We start from the raw sequence: 21366 nt of genomic DNA, 5'->3' as shown, positions 1-21366 counted from the left end.
AACTTTGTTAAAAGTAAATGCGTCGGATCCGCCGACACCTGCTCCAGGTCAGCCAGGGGCGAGCGAGGTTGACGAGGTCGTGGTGTCCGAGGTGGGCTTGTATCGTGACGTCCGCCCAGCCCCTCAGTTGCGGCACCCCGCGCTCCCTATCGGGACGACGCGGTGGATCTTGGACAGTTGTCGTTCTCTGAGAACGGTAACTGTCCAAGATCGGTCGTCGCGGGCGTTGGCGCTGGGGTAGGCGGCTGTACTGCGCCTCGGCCCGTACTCGAATCAGACGTCACGGCGCATTCCAAGGTCGGAGCGGTGATCCCTGCGGGCGGTCGAGTCAGGGCGACACCGATACCGGGGCCGATGGCAGCGAGGCCATGGTGTGGCACGGCTGCCCCCGGCTGCTCCTCACTACCGCAGCGAAGCCGCGATCTCGACCGCCTCGGCCATGGTCAGCCGGCCTTCGAGGCGGTAGGTGACCCCCGCTTCCTCCCAGATCAGGGTCGCGGCGGCGAGCCGGGCGCTCTCCTGCCGGACCGTGCCGGCCCGGTCCACGTACGACACCGGGTGCGGGCCGCCGACCCAGATTGCCTGTCGGCCACCGACCTGGGTCCACTCCGCCCCGACCGCACCGGCCTCCTTGAAGAAGACCGGATTGAGGCGGCCGTCGAACGCGTCGAGGCGTAGCTCGCCGCCCCGGTATAGCAGGGTCGCCACCCGGTGGCCGCCGGTGCCGTCGGGATCGGCCACCAGGACCCGCTCGGGCGGGCCCAGTTTCGCCGGCACCCGGATCGGGAACCGCACCGCCCGCTGCGCCTCGTCCAGCCCGGCCGGACGCTGCGCGGGCAGCGGCGACGGGGTGCCGGTCGGCAGGACCGGCGCGGACGACGTACTGATGGTGATCCCGGCGAAGCGCAACAGCCCCGCCACCGCGTCGGCGAGCGCGGCCCGGCCAGGTGGCAGCAACGCGACCAGTAGGGCGGCCAGCGCCGCGGCGACCGCGTACCGCCACCGGCGCCGCCACCACCGAGGGCGTGCCGGAGCGCTCGGCGGCTCGGCGGCGAGGCGGGCGCGGACCCGGGCCGTCACGTCGGGCGGCTCGGGTGTCTCCAGCCACGTGGACAGCTCGCGCAGCTCCCGTTCCAGGTCATCCATGCCGGCTGGCCTTCTCGGTGGCGAGCAGCCCGCGCAGCTTCACCAGGGCCCGGGATGTCCGTGACTTCACCGTGCCCCGGGGCCAGCCCAGCATCGTGACGGTCTCCTCCTCGCTCAGGTCGAGGAAGTACCGGCAGACGATCACCTCGCGGTCCTTGGCCGGCAGCGACCGCAGTGCCCGTACCAGCGCGGCCCGGCGCTCCCCGGCGAGGACCCCGCCGACGGCGTCGTCCTCGGCGACCTCCGACGCCGAGGACACCCACCGCGCCGCCCGCAACACCAGGCCGTGGCGCCGGTCCCGCGACCGGTGCAGGTTGCGGGTCTCGTTGGCCACGATCGCCAGGAGCCACGAGCGGAAGGACGACTCCCCGCGATAGCGGGAGAGCTTCCGGTACGCCTTCACGAACGCCTCCTGGATGACGTCCTCCGCATCCGATCCCGCGCCGAGCAGCACCGCGGTCCGGTACGCGGACGCGGTGTGCCGGGCGACCAGGAACTCGTACGCCTCTCGGTCACCTGCCTGCGCGCGGGTGACGAACTCCTCGTCGTCCAGTGGTACCTCCGGTGGGATCACTGTCATGACACCACCGGTGCGGCCGGGGTTCCATCCCGGCGGAACCTGGTTCGGGTGAGCGGTGTCACCCGGGCATGACGACGAAGACGATGATCTCCCGGCGCACCCTGCTGACCGCGTTGGCCGGCGCGGGTGCCGTGACGCTGGCCGGCTGCGAAGGGGCACGCAGCCCGGCCGCGCCGGCCTCCGCACCCCGGCTGCCCGATGCTCTGATCGTCGAGGTCGACGGCGGGCTCGCCGTGCTGGGCGGCGGCAACCCGCAGACGATCCCGCACGCGGTGGCCACCGCCGACGGGAAGACCATCCATGCCACCGCCCCGGACGGCGCCGACACCGCCCTCTGGCGGATCGACGCCGCCACCGGCAACGCCTCGGACCGGGTCCGGCTGCCGGGTCGGTGGGTGCCGCAGACCGTCTCCACCGACGGTACGCGGGTGGCGTTGACCACCGAGGAGGTGAGCGTCACCAAGGAACGCCCCGCCGGGCGGGAGGTCACTCCCGTGCTGATCGCCGACGCCGGTGGCGTCCGGCAGCGGCTGCGGCTGCCGGGCAACTTCGTCCCGGAGGCGTTCACCGGCGACCTCGCCGGCCTCTTCGTCCTCGAATGGTTGCCGCCGGACGCGCCGGACCGGTACCGGGTCCGCGTCGTCGACCTCACCACCGGCGAACCCGGCCCGCTGGTCACCCGCGACAAGGGGCTGATCCCGCCCGGCGCGGAGGAGGAGATGCGCGGCGACGGACGGCAGGCGGTGCTCGCCCCGAACCGTCAGGTGCTCTACACGCTCTACACCCACCAGCCCGACCATCAGCACACCCGGGACCGGATCAGTGGGCGACCGGGCAGCGACGTGCACGCCTTCGTGCACACCCTGCACCTTGAGCAACGGTGGGCGTACTGCGTGGACCTGCCGGGTCCGTTCGGGCACGGGCCGGCCGAGGGGCACGCCATGGCGATCACCCCGGACGGTACCCGGCTGCTGGTGGTCGACGTCACCTCGGGCGCCGTCGCGGACATCGCCACCGAGGAGCTGGCCGTACGCCGGCTGGCCAAGATCACCAGCGGTTCCGGGCCGGCGTACGCGACGACCGACGGTGACCGGCTGTTCGTCGCCACGGGCGACTCCGTCGCCGTCTCCGACCTCGCCGACCTCGGTGGCGGCAACGAGCTGACGGTGCGGGAGCGGATCGACGGGCTGCTGGTCAGCCCCGACGGCAGCCGCCTGTACGTGGCCGGGTCTGCCGCGCTGAGCTGGCACGACTCGGCCAGCGGCCGGGAACTCGGCCGGCTCGCCGTGCCCGGTCTGGTGGGGCTGCGCGGCCTGACGGGGCGCGTCTGACGCGGCGACTGGGTGCGTCCGGCCGGTGGGCAGGGAAGACGGACCATCGGGACGAATCCGTCCGCCCCGGCTGATCCGCAGCGAGTCGGTCATCGTACGTTAGGAGAACCGAACGACGAGCGCACCGTCGGTAGTCGCTGCCGAAAGGAAGGACAGCCCTATGCCCTCTGCCCTGATCGCCGACAACCTGGGTCGTGCACTGGACGACCTGGTCGACCGGGTGCCGGGCGCCCAGTTCGCGGTGGTGCTCTCGCCGGACGGCATCATGCTCGGCGCATCCCGGGGCATCGACGGTGAACTGGCCGAGCAGTTGTCCAGCATGGTCTGTGGGCTTCAGGCGTTGGGCACCGCCGCCGCCCGGGTGTGCGGCGAGGGCGAACTGCACCAGGTGGTCATCCACATGTCGCGGGCCTTCCTGTTCCACGCCACCACCGGCAACGGGGCCATCCTCACCGTCGGCATCGACGCCGAGGCCGAGGTCGGCGACATGGCGTACGAGGTGGCCATGTTCGTCGCCCAGGCCGGCGACCACCTGCCGGTCTACCTGGAACCGGCCGTCGCCGACGCTTGACCCGCCACCGGTCACCCGTCGTACGGCGGGACCGGGTCGGCCACCTGCCACAGCTCGGCCGGCAGGTGCGCGATCACGTCGTCGTACTCGTCGGCGGTGGTGGCGGCGCGGATGGTGTCGAGAACCGCCCGGATGCCCGCCTCGGCCAGTTCCGGGTCGACGTCGGCCCGCCCGCCGACGCGCTGCACGAACACGTCCAGCCCGAACCGCTCGGCGTCCTCGTGCGGGGCGAACGTGTACGCCCGCAGCCCTTCGGGAAGTTGGTCGGCGAGTTCCCGGGCCTGCCCGCCGTCGATCCGCTCGGCCAGGGTGGTCAGGGTGGCCCGCGCGATGGCGGTCGCCTGCTCGGCCGACGCTCCGGTGCGGCTCGCCACGGAATCGATGAACTCGTTGTCGTCCACCTGGCCGGCCCCCTTCTCGCTGCGGATGCGCCGTGTACCCGCACAGCGGCCCAGCAAACGGCGGCCCAGGGCGGTCACCGGCATGCCGGATCTTCCGGAAGCACCTTGACGCATTCAGGAATATCGTTACGATCTGCGCAATGCGACGGCACCGCGACCAGGTGCGGATGAGCACCCCCGATCCGACCGACGTCCATCCCGCGTGGCTGCCGGACGAGGCGTGGCGCGCCATCGGCGTCCGCCGCATCCTGGTCTGCGGGGAGGCAACCCTCGTCGACACCGTCCAGGCCGAGGTCGAGCGGGCCACCGACCGGTACGGCGGCGCGGTGTGGCGGAGCCCCACCGATGCCGACCTGCCACCGGCCGACCTGGTGCTCGCGCTGACCGGCGCACCGCCCCCCGACAGCCCACCCGCCCCCGAACCCGGCCCACCCGAAACGTCCGGGACGCTCGCCGCCACCGCTGTCGCCACCGCTAAGGCGCAGCTCGACACCGCAACGGCGCAGGTCGGCGAATCGCTCGGTGTCGAGGGGTTCGCGGTGGCCCGGCACGGCGGGGTGACCGTGGTGCTGGCCGACGCGCCGGCCGGGCTGCTGTACGGGCTCTTCGAGCTGGTCCGGCTCGGGGAGGCCGGTTTCGGTCCGACACACCCCGTCCGGGTGCATCGTCCGGCCATGGCCCGGCGGATGCTGGATCACTGGGACAACGTCGACGTGCACCCGGTGATGGGGCAGGTCGAGCGCGGCTACGCCGGCGGTTCGATCTTCTGGCGGGACGGCCGACCCCGTGGGGACCGGGCCCGGGTCACCGCGTACGCCCGGCTGCTGGCCGCCTGCGGGATCAACGCCGTGTCGGTGAACAACGTCAACGTGCACGCCACCGAGGCGCGGTTGCTGACCGAGCGCCTCGACGACGTCGCCGAGCTGGCCGACCTGCTGCGCCCGTACGCCATCCGGGTGCACCTGGCGGTGACCTTCGCCGCCCCGGTGGTGCTCGGCGGCCCGCCCACCGCCGATCCGCTCGACCCGGCGGTGCGCGACTGGTGGGCCGAGACCACCGCCCGCGTGTACGCCCGCATCCCCGACTTCGGCGGCTACCTCGTCAAGGCCGACTCGGAAGGCCAACCGGGCCCGTTCAGCTACGGCCGCGACCACGCCGACGGGGCGAACCTGCTGGCCGAGGCGCTGGCACCGTACGGCGGTGTGGTGCACTGGCGGGCCTTCGTCTACAACCACCGACAGGACTGGCGGGACCGCTCCACCGACCGGGCCCGCGCCGCGTACGACCACTTCGCGCCGCTGGACGGCCGGTTCCGGGACAACGTGATCGTGCAGGTCAAGCACGGGCCGATGGACTTCCAGACCCGCGAGCCGGTCTCCCCGGTGATCGCCGCGATGCCCTGCACCCGGCTGGCGGTGGAGTTCCAGGTCACCCAGGAGTACACCGGTCAGCAGCGCCACGTCTGCTACCTGGCGCCCTGGTGGAGCGAGATCCTGCGGTTCGCCCCCTGGGGCGACGACGGGCGCACCGTCGCCGACGTGGCGGCCGACGGCGGTGGCCTGGTCGCCGTCTCCAATGTGGGCGACGACCGGTTCTGGACCGGGCATCCGCTGGCCCAGGCCAACCTGTACGCCTTCGGCCGGCTCTGCTGGAACCCCCGGCTGGGCCCGCAAGCGGTGCTCGACGAGTGGATCGACCTGACCTTCGCCCCGGACACCCGCGTCGATCCGGACCTGCTGCGCCGCACCCTGCACGAGATCATGGACGACTCGTGGCGCACCTACGAGCGGTACACCGCGCCGCTCGGCGTCGGCTTCATGGTCCGACCCGGTCACCACTACGGCCCCGACGTCGACGGGTACGAGTACACCCCGTGGGGCACGTACCACTTCGCCGACCGGGACGGCGTCGGTGTGGACCGTACCCGCGCCACCGGCACCGGCTTCACCGGCCAGTACCCGCCCCCCTGGTCCGAGCGGTACGAGTCGGTCGAGACCTGCCCCGACGAGCTGCTGCTCTTCTTCCACCACGTGCCCTACGGCCACCTGCTGCACAGCGGCAGCACGGTCATCCAGCACATCTACGACACCCACTTCGAGGGCGTACGCGAGGTCGAGGCGATGTGCCGGCGCTGGGAATGGCTCGCCCGGCTGGTCGACCCGGCGGTGCACGCCCGGGTCACCGAGCGGCTGACCGAGCAGTTGCGCAGCGCGCAGGAGTGGCGTGACCAGGTCAACGCCTACTTCCACCGCAAATCCGGCATCCCCGACGCCCACGGCCGGATGCTGCACTGACCGCCCGCCCGTCCGGCGGTGCTTGACCGGCTGGCATAGCGTGTTCCTTCGATCGCCCGTACAAAGCCAGACGAATCCGGGAAAGAGGCTGTTGCATGTCAGTGTGGAAGAGGCCCGCGGTGTTGGCGGTCTCCGTCGTCGCGGCCGCAGTGTTGACCGCTTGCGGCGGCACGAAGTCCGACGCGGGTGCCGACGCGCCGGCCAAGTCCAGCGCGCTGGAACTGCTCGCCACCGATCTCAAGGGCTCGTTGCAGAAGACGGTCGACGCCACCGAGAAGAGCGACTCGGTGACCCTGACCGTGCAGGGCAGTGTGGGCGGCGAGAAGATCTCGATGACGGGCGCGGTGGAACTGCGCGACCCGATCAAGGCCGAGTTGACCACCACCAGTTCGGAGAACCAGACCGTCACGGTCCGGATCATCGACGGGGTGATCTTCGTCGAGGTTCCGGCAGACCAGCGGGACAGCATGGACGGCAAGAGCTGGATGAAGATGGACCCTGCCGCCGGCGGCGGGCAGCAGGGCCTGGAGTTCAGCAAGCAGTTGGACGACGTCGACCCGACCAAGCAGGTCAAGACGCTGCTCGCGAGTGAGGGCGTCACGGTCGTCGGCGAGGAGACGGTGGACGGCATCCGTACCGTCCACTACACCGTCACCACGCCGTTGGCGGACTACCTCAAGCAGGTCGACGCCGAGCTGCGTTCGGCCGTCGAAGGGCAGTTGACCGAGCAGGGCGTCAAGGAGATCAAGATCGACCTCTGGGTCGACGAGCAGTACCGGCCGCGGCGGGCCAGCGTGGTGATGGGTGCGATGAGCGACCTGACGATCGACTACACCGACTACGGCAAGCCGGTGACCGTCGAGACGCCGCCGGACGCGGAGACCCTCGACCTGGCCAAGATGATCGCGGACATGCAGAACCCGAACAACAACTGACCTCCCCGGGGGGGGCGGTGGGTGCCACCCGCCGCCCCCGGCCCGTCAGCGGCGGGTGGCGAGGACCACGCCGGCCAGGCAGAGCGCGCCGCCCAGCAGAGCGAGCAGTGCCGGCACCTCGCTCAGCAGCATCCAGGACAGTGCGACGGTCACCGGCGGCACCAGGTAGGTGGCCGCGGTGGTGCGCCCGGCAGTCCAGCGCGACAGCACGTAACCCCAGGTGAGGAAGCCGATCGCGGTCGGGAACACGCCCAGGTAGAGCATGCCCAGGGTGGCCGACGTCGGCGCGGCGGCGAGTTCGCCGAGCAGCGCGGGCGCGAACGGCAGCAGGGCGATCGTGCCGGCCAGCGCGCCGAGCCAGGTCATCGTCACCGCGTCCACCCGGGCCAGCAGGCGCTTCTGCAGGAGTACGCCGAAGGCGTACAGCACGGCGGCGAGCACCGACAGCGCCACGCCGAGCTGATCGACGTGCCCGGTGAAGCCGGTGGCCGCGATCAGGGCCACGCCGACGAAGGCCACCGCCACCCCGACGCCGAGGCGGCCGGTCAGCCGCTCACCCAGCACCAGGGTCGCGGCCACCGCGACCAGGATGGGGGCGACCGCCACCAGCAGCGCCGCGGTGCCGGCGTCGACCAGCCGCTCCGCGCCGTTGAGCGCCACGTTGTACCCGCCGAACCAGGCAACGCCCCAGACTGCGACGAGTCCCAGGGTCGCGCCTCGCGGCCGGCGGGTGCGGGCCGGTGCGGCGGATCGTCGGCGTCGGGCGGTCAGCGCCACGAACCCGCTCAGCGCGACGGACGCCGCCAGCATCCGGCCCAGTGCCATGGCGCAGGGGGAGTAGTCGTGCCCGGCGAATCTGATCCCGACGAAGGCCGACGCCCAGAGCAGCACCGTGGTCCCGGCGGCGGCGATGACCGGCCAGGAGCGACCTGCTCCGGCCGGCGGGGCGGGCGGCGTCGCACGCTCGACGTGGGCCCCGGTGGGGGCGGTCATCTCCAGACTGGTCATAGGGCCGATTCTGGTCCCGTCGACATTTCAGTACCAGCGACGATTTCTTCACGACGATTAAGTCCGGCTTTATAGTTGTCCGGTGCTCGACGTTCATCGCCTCCGGATCTTCCGCTCCGTCGTCGCCTCCGGGTCGGTGCAGGCCGCCGCCGCCAACCTGGGCTACACCCCCTCCGCCGTCAGCCAGCACCTCACCGCGCTGCAACGCGAGACCGGCCTCGCCCTGTTCGCCCGAGCCGGTCGCGGCATGCGACCGACCGCCGCCGGGCATGCCCTCGCCGCCGAGGCGGATCGGCTGCTCGCCCGCGTCGGCGAGGCCGAGTCACTGATCGCGGACCTGCGCGCCGGCCGCACCGGCGTGCTCACCATCGCCTACTTCGCCTCCGTCGGCGCCGCGTGGATGCCGTACGTGGTGCGCCGGATCGGCACCGAACTGCCCGGGGTACGGCTCAAACTGGAGTTGCGTGAGGAGATCCCCAACACCCGGGAGGAACGCGCCGACCTCCAGGTGGTGGTCGCGCCCCGCGGCTTCGACCCCGGTTCCGGCTTCACCGCCCACCACCTCGTCGACGACCCGTACGTGGCGGTGTTGCCGGCCGGTCACCGCTTCGCCGACCAGCAGGAGGTGGAGTTGGCCGCGCTGGCCGAGGAGCGCTGGGTGGACAACGACTTCGCCCGCGGCTGGTGCCGGGCCAACCTCATCGAGGCCTGCACCGCGGCCGGATTCACCCCGACCTTCGGCGTGGAGGCGCACGACTACCCGACCGCCCTGGCGTTCGTCGAGGCCGGCATCGGTCCCACGGTGCTTCCCGCGCTCGGCGCGGTGCGGCTGCCCGCCGGCGTGACCCGGGTCGGGCTGCTCCGTCCCACCCCGGTCCGGTCGATCCACCTGGTGATCCACGACGCCGTCGAACACACCCCGGCGGTACGCGTCGCGATCGCCGCGCTGCGGCAGGCCGCTGCCGGGCCCGTCGGGTGATCAGTCGCCGTCCGCCCGGGTGAACTCCTGGCGGATGGCGGTGGTCATCGGTTCACCACCGCGGACCAGGGCCAGGGCCAGCACCGAACCCAGCGCGGCGAGCGCGGCCTCCGAGGTGACCAGGGTCAACACCACCGCCGCGACCAGCAGCAACGCGGTGCCCACCGCCACCGCAGGGGTACGCAGCACGAAGTACCCGGCCAGCCGGAGCACGTCGCGCAGCCGGAAGGCGAACAGCGAGGTGATCACCAGCGCGTTGACCCCGACCACGGCCACCCCGGCGGCGACCAGCAGCAGCGGCACCACCCACCAGCGGGGCAGCCCGACCGCCGTCAGGTTGACCAGATTGATCGCGAGCAGGGCCAGCCACATCAGCATCGGCACCCAGACCAGCAGCGATCCCACCAGGTTCACCCGGTAGCCGCGCCGGAACAGCCGGGCCGGGTGCAGGTCGGTCAGGTCGAGACGCTGATGGTGCAGGGCGTACAGGGCCGCCGACAGGGCCGGGCCGAGCGGCACCGCGCAGACGGCGACCAGCGGCAGGTTGCTCACGTGCCGTTCCAGGGCGAACAACGCGACCAGTCCGGGGGCGGCGCAGATCAGCAGCAACACCTCGACCACCAGCAGCGTGTAGACCAGCGCGGCCACCCGCGACAGCGGTCCCGCACCGAACTCGCGTCGGGTCGCCGTACTCACGACGACCCCGCCGTGACGATCCGGCCGCGGGAGTGTGCGGCGACGGTGTTGCGCATCGGTGTCCTCATCGTCCGGTGGTGCGGGGCCGGTCCGGTGCCCACCGGACCGACCCTCGACATCAGTTGTGCTCGTTGCGGTAGCGCTCGTACGCCTTGTTGACCGTGTCCAGGTAGGCGTCCATGTTCTTGCTCTTCAGCTCGGTGACGTAGGCGTCCCACTGGGCGAGGTCACGCTGGCCGAGGGCGAACTGCAACGTCGCCTGGTAGACGTGGTCCTTGAGCGGGGTCTCCCAGAGCGACACCTGCTCGCGCTCCTCGTCGGTCAGCGGGTACGGCGGCGGCGGCGACTTCGGCGTACGGGCGTTCATCACCTTCTGGAACTCCTGCTCCTCGGCGGAGAAGAACGCCTGCACCAGTTCCGGCCTGCCGCCGTAGGCGAACACCCCGTTGGCGAAGCCGAAGTCCTTCTGCAGGTGCTTGGGTGCGCCCGGGTTGAGGCCGATCATGTCGACGTCCTCGGCGAGGCCGGCCTTGCCGGCGGCGTCCTTGACGTAGGTGGTGCCCTCCACGCCCCAGCGGGCGAACATCTGCCCCTCGTCGGAGTACCAGAGCCAGTCGACGAACTGCATCATCGCCACGAAGTTCTTGCTGTCACGGGCCTTCGAGGAGATCATCATGCCGTTCTCCAGCCGGCTGGCCGGGTTGATCTCTCCGGCCGGGCCGACCGGCAGCGGAATCTTGGTGATCTTCGCCTTCGGGTTGGTCGCCGCCAGGTCCGGCCGGTAGTCGTTCACCAGGGCCTGGGCGTTGCCGCTGATCACGAAGGACTTGCTGTTGGCCAGCTTCTGCCGGGCGAGGTCGTCGGTCTGGGTGAAACTCTCCGGGTCGAGCAGCTTCTCGGCGACCAGCTTGTTGAGGTACTCCAGGATGTGCCGGTAGTGCTCGGTGGCGGCGGTGTACTCGAACTTCTGCGCGCCGGCGTTCCAGCTGACGTGCTGGAAGTTCCAGCCCGCGCCCTCCAGACCGTGCGAGACGGCCAGCAGGTTGAGCAGGTTGCCGGCCGGGTTGGGCTGGCTGTACCGGTCGGAGAACGGGTAGACGTCCGGGTACTTCGCCTTCATCGCCTTGAGCACGGTGTACAGCTCGTCCCAGGTCTTCGGGATCTCCAGGCCCAGCTCGTCGAGGATGTCGGTACGGACCACCAGGGAGTATTCGTGCCACGGCTTCTCGTGCACGCCGGGCAACAGATAGAACTTGCCGTCGGCCTGGCGCAGCGTGTCCAGCTCAGGCTTCAGGTTCCACTTCTCGATCTTGTCCTTGAGGTTCGGCATCAGATCGAGATAGTCACTGACCGGCAGGATCGCCCCCGAGGAGACGTACGCGTGTACGTCCGGCGGGTACGTCTTCGGGATGAGCAGCGGCGCGTCACCGGCCCCGATGAGCAGACTGCGCTTCTGGTTGTAGTCGCTCAACGGCACGGCGACCGGGTCGAGCGTGACGTTTGTGCGCGCCGTCAGCTCCTTCCAGAACAGCCAGTCGTTCTTGAGCGGGTAGTTCGGGTGGTTGTTGTAGAGGACGGAGAAGGAGAGCGGCTCGGTGGCCTTGAACTGCGTACCGGCGGCGTAGTTCTCCATCGCGCCGGCCCGGTTCTCCGACAGGTCCTGCGCGTCGGACGAGTCGTCGCCACAGGCGGTGACGCTGGAAAGGGCGAGCAGCGCGACGGTGGCCACCGCCGCTGTGTGACGCCACGATCTGCGGAACATGGCGGGTCCTTTCGGATCTGGTGGTGGGAGGGTGGGTGGTGTTGCGTGCTCAGCCCTTCACCGCGCCGAGCATGATGCCGCGGACGAAGTACCGCTGGACGAAGGGATAGACCAGCAGGATGGGCAGGGTGGTGAGCACGATCGTCACGGCCTTGAGGGTCGCCTCGGCCTGCACCTCGTTGGCCTCGGAGATGGCGCCGATGTTCTCCGCGCCGGTGGCCCCCGCGATCAGGTTGCGCAGGTAGATGGTGACCGGCCACAGCTCCTGCCGGTCCAGGTAGAGGAAGGCGGCGAACCAGGAGTTCCAGAAGGCCACCGCGTAGAACAGCACCATCGTGGCGACGATGGCCTTCGACAACGGCAGCACGATCCGCCACAGGATGCCGTACGTGTTGAGCCCGTCGACCGCGGCGGCCTCCTCCAGGTCGTTCGGCAGGCTCTCGAAGAACGCCTTCATCACCAGCAGGTTGAACACGTTTATCGCGTTCGGCAGCGCGATGGCCCAGACGCTGTTCTTCAACCCGAGGCTGGTGACCAGCACGTAGTTGGGGATCAGCCCGCCGGTGAAGAACATCGTGAACACCGCGATGCCGACCAGCGCGCTGCGTCCCTTGAGGTCCTTCTTGGACAACACGTACGCGTAGCAGGTGGTCATCACGATCGAGATGAGCGTGGCGGTGACCGTGTAGAACACCGTGTTGCGGTAGTTGGTCCAGAACATCGAGTCGGAGAGCACCAACTGGTACGTGTCCAGGGTGAACCCGCGCGGCACCAGGTTCACCTGGCCGGCGATGATGTACGCCTCGTGGCTCATCGACCGGGCCACGATGTTGACGAACGGGTACAGCGTCACCACCACCACGGCGGTCAGGATGATCGCGTTGACCACCTGGAACGCCCGGTAACCGCGGGTCTGCCGGATGCCGCGCCGTCGTCGCCGAGGCGTGGGCGCGGGTGCGGTGGCCGGCTCGGCTGCCTCGGCGGTCACCACAGGCTCGTCCCCACCGTACGGCGGGCGATCAGGTTCGCCGACAGCACCAGGATCAGCCCGATCACCGCCTCGAACAGCCCGATCGCGGCCGCGTAGCTGAAGTTGCTGGACGTGAAGCCGACCCGGAACAGGTACGTGGATATGACGTCGGCGGTCGGATAGGTCAGCGGGTTGTACAGCAGCAGGATCTTCTCGAACCCGACCGCCATGAACGTGCCGATGTTGAGGATCAGCAGGGTGACCATGGTCGGCCGGATCCCCGGCAGCGTCACGTGCCAGGTCTGCCGCCAGCGGTTGGCCCCGTCGATGCGGGCCGCCTCGTACAGGTCGTCGTCGATGGTGGTGAGCGCGGCCAGGTAGAGGATGGTGCCCCAGCCGACGGTCTGCCAGACCTCGGAGGAGACGTAGATGGTGCGGAACCACTCGGGCCGTTGCAGGAACGGGATCGCCTCACCGCCGCCCGCGTGGACCAGCTGGTTGATCGTGCCGTCCATGGACAGCAGCTGCATGACCATGGCCGCCACGATCACGATGGACAGAAAGTGCGGCAGGTACGACACCGACTGCACGAACCGCTTGAGTCGGCCGGCGCGTACCTCGTTGAGCAGCAGCGCCAGCACGATCGGCAGCGGGAAGCAGAACAGCAACGTCAACGCGCCCAGCGCCAGCGTGTTGGTGAAGACGTTCCAGAACGTCGGATCGTTCAGGAACATCTTGAAGTACCGCAGGCCCACCCAGTACTCGCCGAAGATGTTGCCGCCGGGCTGGAACCGGCGGAAGGCGATGACGTTGCCGAGCATAGGCAGGTACCGGAAGATCAGGAAGAACAGCAGCGGCAGGATCGCCAGGGAGTACAGCTGCCAGTCCCGCCGCAGCGCCCGCCGCCAGGTCCGCCGCGCCGCCGCACGGGGTACGACCGGAAGCGGTACGCGCGGTGGCGCTGGTGGATCGTCGACGGACAGCTGGCTTGTCATGCGTCCCTCCGGTCGCGTCCGGGAGGTCGTCCCGACGGCTCCACCTGTTGCTGCGGAGCAACAGCGATCATCGAAAATTTCGGAAATCAGCTCGAAGCTTGTGTCGGGAACCTAAGTGTGTCGATAAATCGATGTCAAGGCCTGGAAATCCGCCTACGCCACTGGCACTGTAGTGCGGGTAAGCGATTGCCTGCCCTCGGTGGCCATCGCCCGAGTCATCGACTGATGTCATCGGCGCTCGGTCCGGGCATGCTAAGTTCTCCGATATTTTCGGGGCCGGGTGGTAGAGGGGCCGATGACTGAGAACCGCTCGGTGGCCGCGCTCGGCACCACGACACTCGCGACCATCGCCCGGGAGGTCGGCGTCTCCTCGGCGACGGTGTCCAAGGTCCTCAACGGCCGCTCGGACGTGGCGGCCGCGACCAGAGCCCGCGTCGAGGCGAGCCTGGAACGGCACCGCTACCGACGCCGCGCTCGGCGTACGACCGGGGACGGCCAGATCGACCTGGTGTTCCACGAGTTCGGCTCGGACTGGGCGCTGGAGATCATTCGTGGGGTCGAGGCGGTCACCGCCCCCGAGGGGGTGAACGTGGTGCTCTCGCAGCTGGGCGGGGCCCATCGACCCCCACAGCCCTGGTTCGACGCGATGCTCGCCCGACGCCCGCTCGGTGTGCTGCTGGTCATGTGCAACCTCACCGATCAGCAGCGCAAACAGCTGCGGCGGCAGGCCATCCCGGTGGTGGTGGTCGACAGCGACAGCGCGAGCGTGGCCTCCGGGCCGACCGTCGGGTCCAACAACTGGAACGGCGGCCTGCTCGCCACCCGACACCTGCTGGACCTCGGCCACCGCCGGATCGCGGTCATCTCCGGCCCGCAGGACGTGCTCTGCGCCCGGGCCCGCACCGCGGGCTACCGCTGCGCGCACGAGGAACTCGGCGTACCTGTCGATCCCAGCCTGGTCCGCTCGGGCAACTTCCATCTCGACGCCGGCTACACCCACGGCATCGAGCTGCTGAGCCGTCCCGACCGGCCGACCGCGGTCTTCGCCGGCTCCGACCTGCAGGCGATGGGGGTGCTGCGGGCGGCCCGGCAACTCGGTCTGGACGTGCCCGGCGACGTGTCGGTGGTCGGCTACGACAACCTGCCGGTCTCCGCCTGGCTCGGCCCCGCGTTGACCACCGTGCACCAGCCGCTGCACGACATGGCCGGCACGGCGACCCAGATGCTGCTCGACCTCGCCCGCGGCGTCGCGCTGCCCACCAGCCGCATCGACCTGGTCGCCGAGTTGGTGGTGCGCGAGAGCACCGCACCGCCACCGCGATCCTGACGACAGCTGCGAGGACTCATGTCCCTGTTCGACCTGCCCCTGGACCAACTGCGGCAGTACGCGCCCACGGTGGCCGAGCCGGAGGGCTTCGACGACTACTGGCGCAGCACCCTGGGCGCGGCGGAGGCGGTGCCGGTGCTGCTCGACGTCCGTCCCGAACCGACCGATCTGCGCCTGCTCGACACCTGGGACGTGACCTTCGCCGGGTTCGCCGGCGACCCGGTCCGCGCCTGGTACACCCGGCCGGCCGGGGTGGACGAGCCGCTACCGGTGGTGATCGAGTACGTCGGCTACGGGCGCGGTCGGGGCACCCCGCACGAGCGGCTGACCTGGCCCGTCGCCGGGTACGCCCACCTGCTCATGGACGCCCGGGGGCAGTCCGGCCAGTACGGCGTCGGCGACACGGCCGACCCGCACGGCAGCGCGCCCGGTGGCCCGTCGCCGGTGACCCGGGGCATCCTGTCGCCGCAGGGCTACTACTACCGCCGGCTCATCACCGACGCGGTCCGGGCCGTGCAGGCGGCCCGGCTCCTGCCGGCGGTCGATCCGCAGCGGGTGGTCGTGACCGGCAACAGCCAGGGCGGTGGACTGGCGCTCGCGGTCGCCGGGTTGGCGCCGGGGATCGCCGCCGTGCTCGCCACCGCGCCGTTCCTCTGCCACCTGCAACGGGCCATCGAGATCACCGACGTCGGCCCGTACGGCGAGATCGCCGGCTACCTCGCCGTGCACCGGGAGGCCGAGGCGGCGGTACGCCACACGCTCTCCCACGTGGACGTGGCCTGCCTGGTGCGCCGGGCCACCGCCCCGCTGCACCTCGGGGTGGGGCTGCGCGACCGGGTGTGCCCGCCGAGCACGGTGTTCGCCGCCTACCACCAGTACGGTGCCGCCAACGGCGGGCCGGTGCCGGAACGCAGCCTGCACGTCTACCCGTTCAACGGGCACGAGCACGGCGAAGCGGTGCACGTACGCCGGCAACTGCGCTGGCTCGCCGACCTGCTGGCTGATCCGGCCGGCGCGCCGCCACCGGATGACGCGGCCCGGCCGGTGGAGACGGCGGTCGCCGGCTGATCGGCGGCCGGCTCGCGCGGACCGAAACTTTCGGTCCGCGCGGTCGATGCCGGCCGGCTGCCAACTGTGGTCAACCGCCGTCGGAGTCGCGACGCGGTGGTCCGTGTAGTTGCCGAGAAGACCGTCAGGCACGTTGAGCTTACGGACGGGTTTCGATACTGTTTTCGATAGAACAGCTCCGATCTACTCACGATGGCCGGCTGAGTGCACCGGCCTGCGCGGCAAACCGGGCGACTGCGCAGGCGACGGAAAGGTCATCGTGTTGGGCGGTAGTCGGAGCCGGCTTTCCATCAGCACGGCTTCGTCGAAAGGCTCATGCCATGAACAACGCGTTCGCCCGCGCCAGCGGGCGTCCCGCGACCCGACTGCGATCACGCCCCGCGCTGATCTCGGCCGTGGTCGGTCTCTCCCTCGTCGCCACCACCGTGGTGGTGACGGCCTCCAGTGCCAGTGCGGGGACCACCCTGGGCGCCGCCGCCGCGGAGAGCGGTCGGTACTTCGGGGCCGCGGTCGCGGCGCACAAGCTCAACGACAGCGTCTACACCGGAATCCTCAACCGCGAGTTCAACTCGATCACGGCTGAGAACGAGATGAAGATCAACGCCCTGGAGCCGCAGCAGGGTGTCTTCAGCTACGGCACCGCGGACCGGATCGTCAACCACGCCCTCTCCCGGGGCTGGAAGGTCCGGGGTCACACCCTGGCCTGGCACTCGCAGCAGCCCGCCTGGATGGAGCGGATGGAAGGCCAGGCGCTGCGCTCGGCCATGCTCAACCACGTCACCCAGGTCGCCACCTACTACCGCGGCAAGATCGACTCGTGGGACGTGGTGAACGAGGCGTTCGACGACGGCAACAACGGCGCCCGCCGTAACTCCAACCTCCAGCGCACCGGCGGCGACTGGATCGAGGCGGCCTTCCGCGCCGCCCGCGCCGCCGACCCGGGCGCGAAGCTCTGCTACAACGACTACAACACCGACAACTGGACCTGGGCCAAGACCCAGGCCGTCTACAACATGGTGCGCGACTTCAAGCAGCGGGGCGTACCGATCGACTGCGTCGGGTTCCAGTCGCACTTCAACGCGCAGTCGGCGTACAACAGCAACTACCGCACCACGCTGTCCAGCTTCGCCGCCCTCGGCGTCGACGTGCAGATCACCGAGCTGGACATCGAGGGCTCCGGCAGCCAGCAGGCCGACACGTACCGCCGGGTGGTCCAGGACTGCCTCGCGGTGCCGCGCTGCAACGGCATCACCGTGTGGGGCATCCGGGACAGCGACTCGTGGCGTTCCTACGGCACCCCGCTGCTGTTCGACAACAACGGCAACAAGAAGCAGGCGTACAACGCGACGCTGGAGGCGCTGAACGCCGGTGGCACCACCCCGCCGCCGACCACGCCCCCGCCGACCACTCCGCCGCCCACGACGCCGCCGCCCACCACCCCGCCGCCCACCACTCCGCCGCCGACCGGTGCCTGCACCGCGACGTACACACTGGACACCTGGAACGGTGGATTCGTCGCCCATGTGCGGGTGACGGCCGGCTCCAGCGGTCTCAACGGCTGGGCGGTGAACATGACACTCCCGGGTGGCACCTCGGTGACCAACTCGTGGAACACCCAGGCGAGTGGCAACAGTGGCGCCGTGACCTTCCGCAACGTCGGCTACAACGCCAACGTGGCACCGGGCACCACCACCGAGTTCGGGTTCCAGGGCACGGGCTCTGCCCCCTCCGGCACCCCCACCTGCAACGCAGGCTGATCTGAAAGGAGGGGCCCCTTCCTAACGCCTCGTGCATAGGAAGGGGCCCCTTTTAACGTGTTCGTACGCTCAGCAGCGGTTGATCGTCGCGTTGTTCAGCGACACGTTGCTGATGGTCAGGTTGGCCGTGCAGGGGCTCTCCAGGATCCGGCTGTTGACAAGCGTGAAGTTGCGCAGGGTGATGTCGCGGTTGCCGGGGAACTCGCTGCGCGCGGCCAGCCGCACCTCACCGCCACCGCTGATCGTGCCGCCACCGGCGGCGATGTCCACCCCGTAGCAGTTCTCGATGAGGATGGCGTTGTTGCCGGTGTTGGCGATGTCGACCCGGTTGACCGCCAGGCCGCCGGACTCCGAGACGCAGAAGATGCCCCGGCCGCCGCCGCGCGCCCGTACGGTGCCCACCCGGATGTTGATCGGGTACCCGGAGTTGATCCGGCCGGCCCGGTTGGCGATCCGGAACGCCGCGTACCCGGTTCCGGCGCCGGCGTTCTCCGCGTCGACAGTGGTCACGGTGGCGTTGATGGTCTCGTTGAGCAGCAGCCCCGACTCGCCGACGTTGCGGGCGGTCACCGTGCCGATGGTCAACCCGTCGACACCGTACGTCTCCACGGCGTGCGCGCGGGCACCGGAGACGTACACGTTGTCGATGCGGATGTTGCGGCTCCACTGGCTGGTGTCGCCCCGGTTGTCGATGCGGATCCCGAGCCCGCTGGACAGCCGCATGTCGATCTGACCGAGGATCACGTTGCTGACGTTGCGCATGAAGATGCCGTACAGCGGGGTGCCGGTGACGTTGAGGTTCTGCACCTCGACCTGGGTGGTGCCGCGCGAGTAGATCGGGGCCTGGTCACCGCTGCCGGAGCCGGTCACGTTGATCGTGCCGCACACGTCGATCGTGGTGTAGCTGGGCAGCGAGATCCGGGAGCCCGCGCTGATCGAGCCGGAGCCGCGTACGACGACCCGCTGCTTGCTGGTCCGGCCGGAGCTGAGGCTGTTGATCGCGGCCTGTACGGCCTCCCGCATGTCGCCGCCGGTGTAGACGGTCGTGCCACCGTTACGGGCGGTCCAGGTGCCCCCGTTGAGCACCGCCTCGGCCTGGAACGTGCCACTGCCGCAACCACTGCCGCTGCCACCGCCGACGGTGATCATCCGCCACTGCTGGTTGGCGCCGTTGACATCCTGGTACTGGGAGATCATCGCACCGTCGGCGGTGGACCAGCCCCACAGGTCGAGCGCCTTGTTGGAGTGCCGGTTGATGAACCGGACATGACCGCCGTCGGAGTCGGCCAGCCGGAAGTGCTGCCGGGTGTTGCCGCTGGCCGCCGCGTTCTGCACCAGCTGTACGCCGTCGTTGGCGTTGGGCAGCTCAAGGACCTTTCCGCTGTGCACCGACCGGATCTGGTAGTAGCCGCTGCCGACGTCGACGAAGCGCCACTGCTGCACGGCGGCGTCGTTGCGGGTGAACTGGTTGATCGGGGCCTGGTCGGCGGTGGACCAGTTCCACACGTCCATCGCCTTGCCGCTGTGCCGGTTGACGAAGACGTACGTGGCGTTCGGGTCGACGGTGGCGGCCTGCGCGGGGCTCGGCGCGGCGATGGCCGTACCGGCGGCGGCCAGCACCAACGTGCTGGCGGCGACCAGCCATCGGGGCGTACGCCGGGGTGTTGTTGTCCTGGACGGCATGTGAGCTTCCTTTCCGGACGGACGGGTGGTGGTGAAGGGGCGAGGCACCTGCCAGGGTAAGCGCTTTCCTGGACGGCGCGAGTCGGGTCCCGACCCGCAACGTGTCGAGGAGGCAGTGCTCGCGAACAGCGGTCCCGTGCCGGCGCCCCACGTCGTGCCCCCGTGGGGTGCCGGCCCTACCGGGATCAGCCGGAGAAGTAGCAGGAACCGCCGTTGAGGGTGAAGACGCCCGGCTTGCCGGCGTCGCCGGTGTGGTTGGCCTGGAACCCGATCGTCGTCGAGGTCTTCGGCGCGATGGTGCCGTTGTAGGAGACGTTACGGGCGGTCACCGCCCCGGAGGTCGGCGAGTACGTCGCGTTCCAGCCGTTGGTGATGGTCTGCCCGGCGGGCAGGGTGAACGCCAGGGTCCAGCCGTTGATGGCCGTACTGCCGGTGTTGGTGATGGTCACCGAGGTGGTCAGCCCGGCGTTCCAGGCGTTGACCTCGTAGTGGACCTGGCAGCCCGGACCCGGCGGCAGCGTCGGCGACGTCGTCGGCGTCGGGGTCGGGGTCGGGGTGGGAGTCGGCGTCGGGGTGGGGGTGGTGGTCGGGGTCGGGGTGGGCGTGGTGGACGGGTTGTCCAGGCCAAAGAAGCGGATCGCCTGCGCCGCGTCGACCGGCAGGTTGTGCGACACGCCCTGCATGCTGATCGCCTCGACCTGGGCGTAGTTGCCGGAACTGCCGTAGCGGGTGCGGGTGTAGCCGGACTGCGGGCTGTCGGTGTAGGTCGGGGTCTGGCTCAGCCCGTGCACATTGGTCCACTGCTTGACCTGCTCGCCGAAGTTCGGGTACCGCAGGATGTCGTCGTTGGTGCCGTGCCAGGTCTGCATCCGCGGACGCGGGCCGTTGTAACCGGGGTACGCGTTGCGCACCAGGTCACCCCACTGCTGAGGGGTACGGCTGATCTGCCCGTTGGCGCACTCGCTGTTCCACTCCGAGCCGTTGGTGGTGGCGAAACAGGCGAACGGCACCCCCGCGAAGGCGGCACCGGCGGCGAAGACGTCGGGGTAGACCCCGAGCATCACATTGGTCATCATCGCGCCGGACGACACGCCGGTGGCGAAGATCCGGGCCGGGTCGACCGAGTAGCGCGACCGGACGTGGTCGACCATCGACATGATGCCCACCGGGTCGCTGCCGCCGCCGCGACGCAGCGCCTGCGGCGAGGAGACGTCGAAACACTGGCTGCTGCGGGTCACCGACGGGTAGACGACGATGTAGCCGTACTGGTCGGCCAGCGCGGCGAACCGGGTGCCCGAGTGCAGGGCCGGCCCGGTGCCGGTGCAGTAGTGCATCGCGACCAGCAGGCCCGGTCGCGGTGCGACCCGATCCGGCACGTAGAGGTACATGCGCAGGTTGCTGGGGTTGGCACCGAAGTTGGTCACCTCGGTCAGGGTGGCCGCCGAGGCCGGGCTGGGGATCGACAGCGCGGCAACCGCCGTCAGGGCGACTGCGGTCAGCGCAGCCCAGCCGAGTTTGATCGCTTTCTTCATGGGCAGGATGTCCTCCGGACGGATGTGTGCAGGGGGGTGTTCCGATCGAGGCTGCCCGGCGCCCGATCTCGTCCGGCTCATGAACATCGATGATTATCAGTCTTGAGGGTGTGCGGTGACAAGCCGCGCCGCGCCGGTCACTGCTCGTCGCCGACCACCTCGGTCTCGTCGTCGTGGGTGAACCGCACCGACAGGTGCTCGTCGGGCTGCGGCGCCTCCGCCAGGGTGTGGTGCGGATCGCCGTCGGGGGAGAAGAGCACCTGATCGGTCTTGCGGGTCTTCTCCTGGTCTTCCTCCGGCTCGGTCACCGGCCCACTCCTCACCTCGGGGT

At 70.1% G+C, this 21366-nt stretch carries 19 protein-coding genes; 8 read left to right on the top strand and 11 right to left on the bottom strand.

Going from position 1 to position 21366, the window contains the following annotated elements:
- Positions 1 to 402 precede the first annotated feature (402 nt).
- Together JMF97_RS18880 and JMF97_RS18875 are read right to left on the bottom strand one after the other, a co-directional pair.
- Positions 403 to 1146: a hypothetical protein gene (locus JMF97_RS18880; RefSeq protein WP_203222738.1), complete on the bottom strand. Its 744-nt coding sequence runs from the start codon at positions 1144 to 1146 to the stop codon at positions 403 to 405.
- Positions 1139 to 1726: an RNA polymerase sigma factor gene (locus tag JMF97_RS18875; RefSeq protein ID WP_126710698.1), complete on the bottom strand. Its 588-nt coding sequence runs from the start codon at positions 1724 to 1726 to the stop codon at positions 1139 to 1141. The genes JMF97_RS18880 and JMF97_RS18875 overlap by 8 nt, the downstream gene beginning before the upstream one ends.
- Positions 1727 to 1794: 68 nt before the next feature.
- Between JMF97_RS18875 and JMF97_RS18870 the strand changes: the two genes are divergently transcribed.
- Both JMF97_RS18870 and JMF97_RS18865 read left to right on the top strand, forming a co-directional pair.
- The gene (locus tag JMF97_RS18870; protein ID WP_238359594.1) at positions 1795 to 3057 is read left to right on the top strand and encodes a YncE family protein; all 1263 of its coding nucleotides are present in this window, start codon (positions 1795 to 1797) and stop codon (positions 3055 to 3057) included.
- A 160-nt stretch (positions 3058 to 3217) separates the two neighbouring features.
- Positions 3218 to 3628, top strand: coding sequence for a roadblock/LC7 domain-containing protein (locus JMF97_RS18865; RefSeq protein WP_102655808.1), 411 nt, complete (start codon positions 3218 to 3220; stop codon positions 3626 to 3628).
- 11 nt (positions 3629 to 3639) lie between these two features.
- On the opposite strand, the gene JMF97_RS18860 is transcribed toward JMF97_RS18865, so the two are convergent.
- Positions 3640 to 4029, bottom strand: coding sequence for a DUF2267 domain-containing protein (locus JMF97_RS18860; RefSeq protein WP_307816982.1), 390 nt, complete (start codon positions 4027 to 4029; stop codon positions 3640 to 3642).
- A 140-nt stretch (positions 4030 to 4169) separates the two neighbouring features.
- Here JMF97_RS18860 and JMF97_RS18855 point away from each other — a divergent pair, with 140 nt between their 5' ends.
- Positions 4170 to 6323, top strand: a complete 2154-nt coding sequence (locus JMF97_RS18855) for an alpha-glucuronidase (RefSeq protein ID WP_203222736.1) — start codon at positions 4170 to 4172, stop codon at positions 6321 to 6323.
- A 95-nt stretch (positions 6324 to 6418) separates the two neighbouring features.
- Complete coding sequence (locus tag JMF97_RS18850) at positions 6419 to 7258, top strand: SCO4651 family lipoprotein (protein ID WP_203222735.1); 840 nt, start codon at positions 6419 to 6421, stop codon at positions 7256 to 7258.
- Between the two features lie 45 nt (positions 7259 to 7303).
- Here the strand turns inward: JMF97_RS18850 and JMF97_RS18845 are convergent, their stop codons facing one another.
- Entirely contained in the window at positions 7304 to 8266 is a 963-nt protein-coding gene (locus tag JMF97_RS18845) for a DMT family transporter (RefSeq protein ID WP_203222734.1), read from the bottom strand.
- Between the two features lie 82 nt (positions 8267 to 8348).
- On the opposite strand from JMF97_RS18845, the gene JMF97_RS31370 reads away from it, so the two are divergent.
- Positions 8349 to 9245: a LysR family transcriptional regulator gene (locus JMF97_RS31370; RefSeq protein ID WP_203222733.1), complete on the top strand. Its 897-nt coding sequence runs from the start codon at positions 8349 to 8351 to the stop codon at positions 9243 to 9245.
- On the opposite strand, the gene JMF97_RS18835 is transcribed toward JMF97_RS31370, so the two are convergent.
- The 4 genes from JMF97_RS18835 to JMF97_RS18820 all read right to left on the bottom strand — a co-directional run bounded on the left by JMF97_RS18835 (position 9246) and on the right by JMF97_RS18820 (position 13668).
- Positions 9246 to 9941, bottom strand: a complete 696-nt coding sequence (locus tag JMF97_RS18835; protein ID WP_203222732.1) for a DUF624 domain-containing protein — start codon at positions 9939 to 9941, stop codon at positions 9246 to 9248. It abuts the gene before it with no gap.
- Positions 9942 to 10059: 118 nt separating this feature from the next.
- Positions 10060 to 11703 (bottom strand): ABC transporter substrate-binding protein, encoded by a 1644-nt coding sequence (locus JMF97_RS18830; protein WP_203222731.1) that lies wholly within the window; start codon positions 11701 to 11703, stop codon positions 10060 to 10062.
- A 49-nt stretch (positions 11704 to 11752) separates the two neighbouring features.
- On the bottom strand, positions 11753 to 12691 hold the full coding sequence (locus tag JMF97_RS18825; RefSeq protein WP_232510824.1) for a carbohydrate ABC transporter permease: 939 nt from the start codon (positions 12689 to 12691) through the stop codon (positions 11753 to 11755).
- Positions 12688 to 13668 carry an ABC transporter permease gene (locus JMF97_RS18820; RefSeq protein ID WP_203222730.1) on the bottom strand — a complete coding sequence of 327 codons (981 nt, stop codon included), beginning with the start codon at positions 13666 to 13668 and terminating at the stop codon, positions 12688 to 12690. The genes JMF97_RS18825 and JMF97_RS18820 overlap by 4 nt, the downstream gene beginning before the upstream one ends.
- Positions 13669 to 13963: 295 nt before the next feature.
- Between JMF97_RS18820 and JMF97_RS18815 the strand changes: the two genes are divergently transcribed.
- The 3 genes from JMF97_RS18815 (at position 13964) to JMF97_RS18805 (ending at position 17820) form a co-directional block, all read left to right on the top strand.
- Positions 13964 to 14995, top strand: a complete 1032-nt coding sequence (locus JMF97_RS18815) for a LacI family DNA-binding transcriptional regulator (protein WP_126710703.1) — start codon at positions 13964 to 13966, stop codon at positions 14993 to 14995.
- Between the two features lie 18 nt (positions 14996 to 15013).
- Positions 15014 to 16063 carry an acetylxylan esterase gene (locus tag JMF97_RS18810; protein WP_203222729.1) on the top strand — a complete coding sequence of 350 codons (1050 nt, stop codon included), beginning with the start codon at positions 15014 to 15016 and terminating at the stop codon, positions 16061 to 16063.
- Positions 16064 to 16383: 320 nt separating this feature from the next.
- On the top strand, positions 16384 to 17820 hold the full coding sequence (locus tag JMF97_RS18805; protein ID WP_203222728.1) for an endo-1,4-beta-xylanase: 1437 nt from the start codon (positions 16384 to 16386) through the stop codon (positions 17818 to 17820).
- Positions 17821 to 17889: 69 nt separating this feature from the next.
- Here JMF97_RS18805 and JMF97_RS18800 read toward each other — a convergent pair whose 3' ends face one another.
- The 3 genes from JMF97_RS18800 to JMF97_RS18790 form a co-directional block, all read right to left on the bottom strand.
- The gene (locus JMF97_RS18800) at positions 17890 to 19503 is read right to left on the bottom strand and encodes an RICIN domain-containing protein (protein ID WP_238359593.1); all 1614 of its coding nucleotides are present in this window, start codon (positions 19501 to 19503) and stop codon (positions 17890 to 17892) included.
- A gap of 185 nt (positions 19504 to 19688) precedes the next feature.
- Positions 19689 to 21035, bottom strand: coding sequence for an extracellular catalytic domain type 1 short-chain-length polyhydroxyalkanoate depolymerase (locus tag JMF97_RS18795; protein WP_203222727.1), 1347 nt, complete (start codon positions 21033 to 21035; stop codon positions 19689 to 19691).
- Positions 21036 to 21172: 137 nt separating this feature from the next.
- Entirely contained in the window at positions 21173 to 21343 is a 171-nt protein-coding gene (locus JMF97_RS18790) for a hypothetical protein (protein WP_203222726.1), read from the bottom strand.
- Positions 21344 to 21366: the final 23 nt, after the last annotated feature.

This window comes from Micromonospora fiedleri (assembly GCF_016774385.1).
Classification (GTDB): domain Bacteria; phylum Actinomycetota; class Actinomycetes; order Mycobacteriales; family Micromonosporaceae; genus Micromonospora; species Micromonospora gifhornensis.
This window is presented reverse-complemented; position numbering and strand designations above follow the sequence as displayed.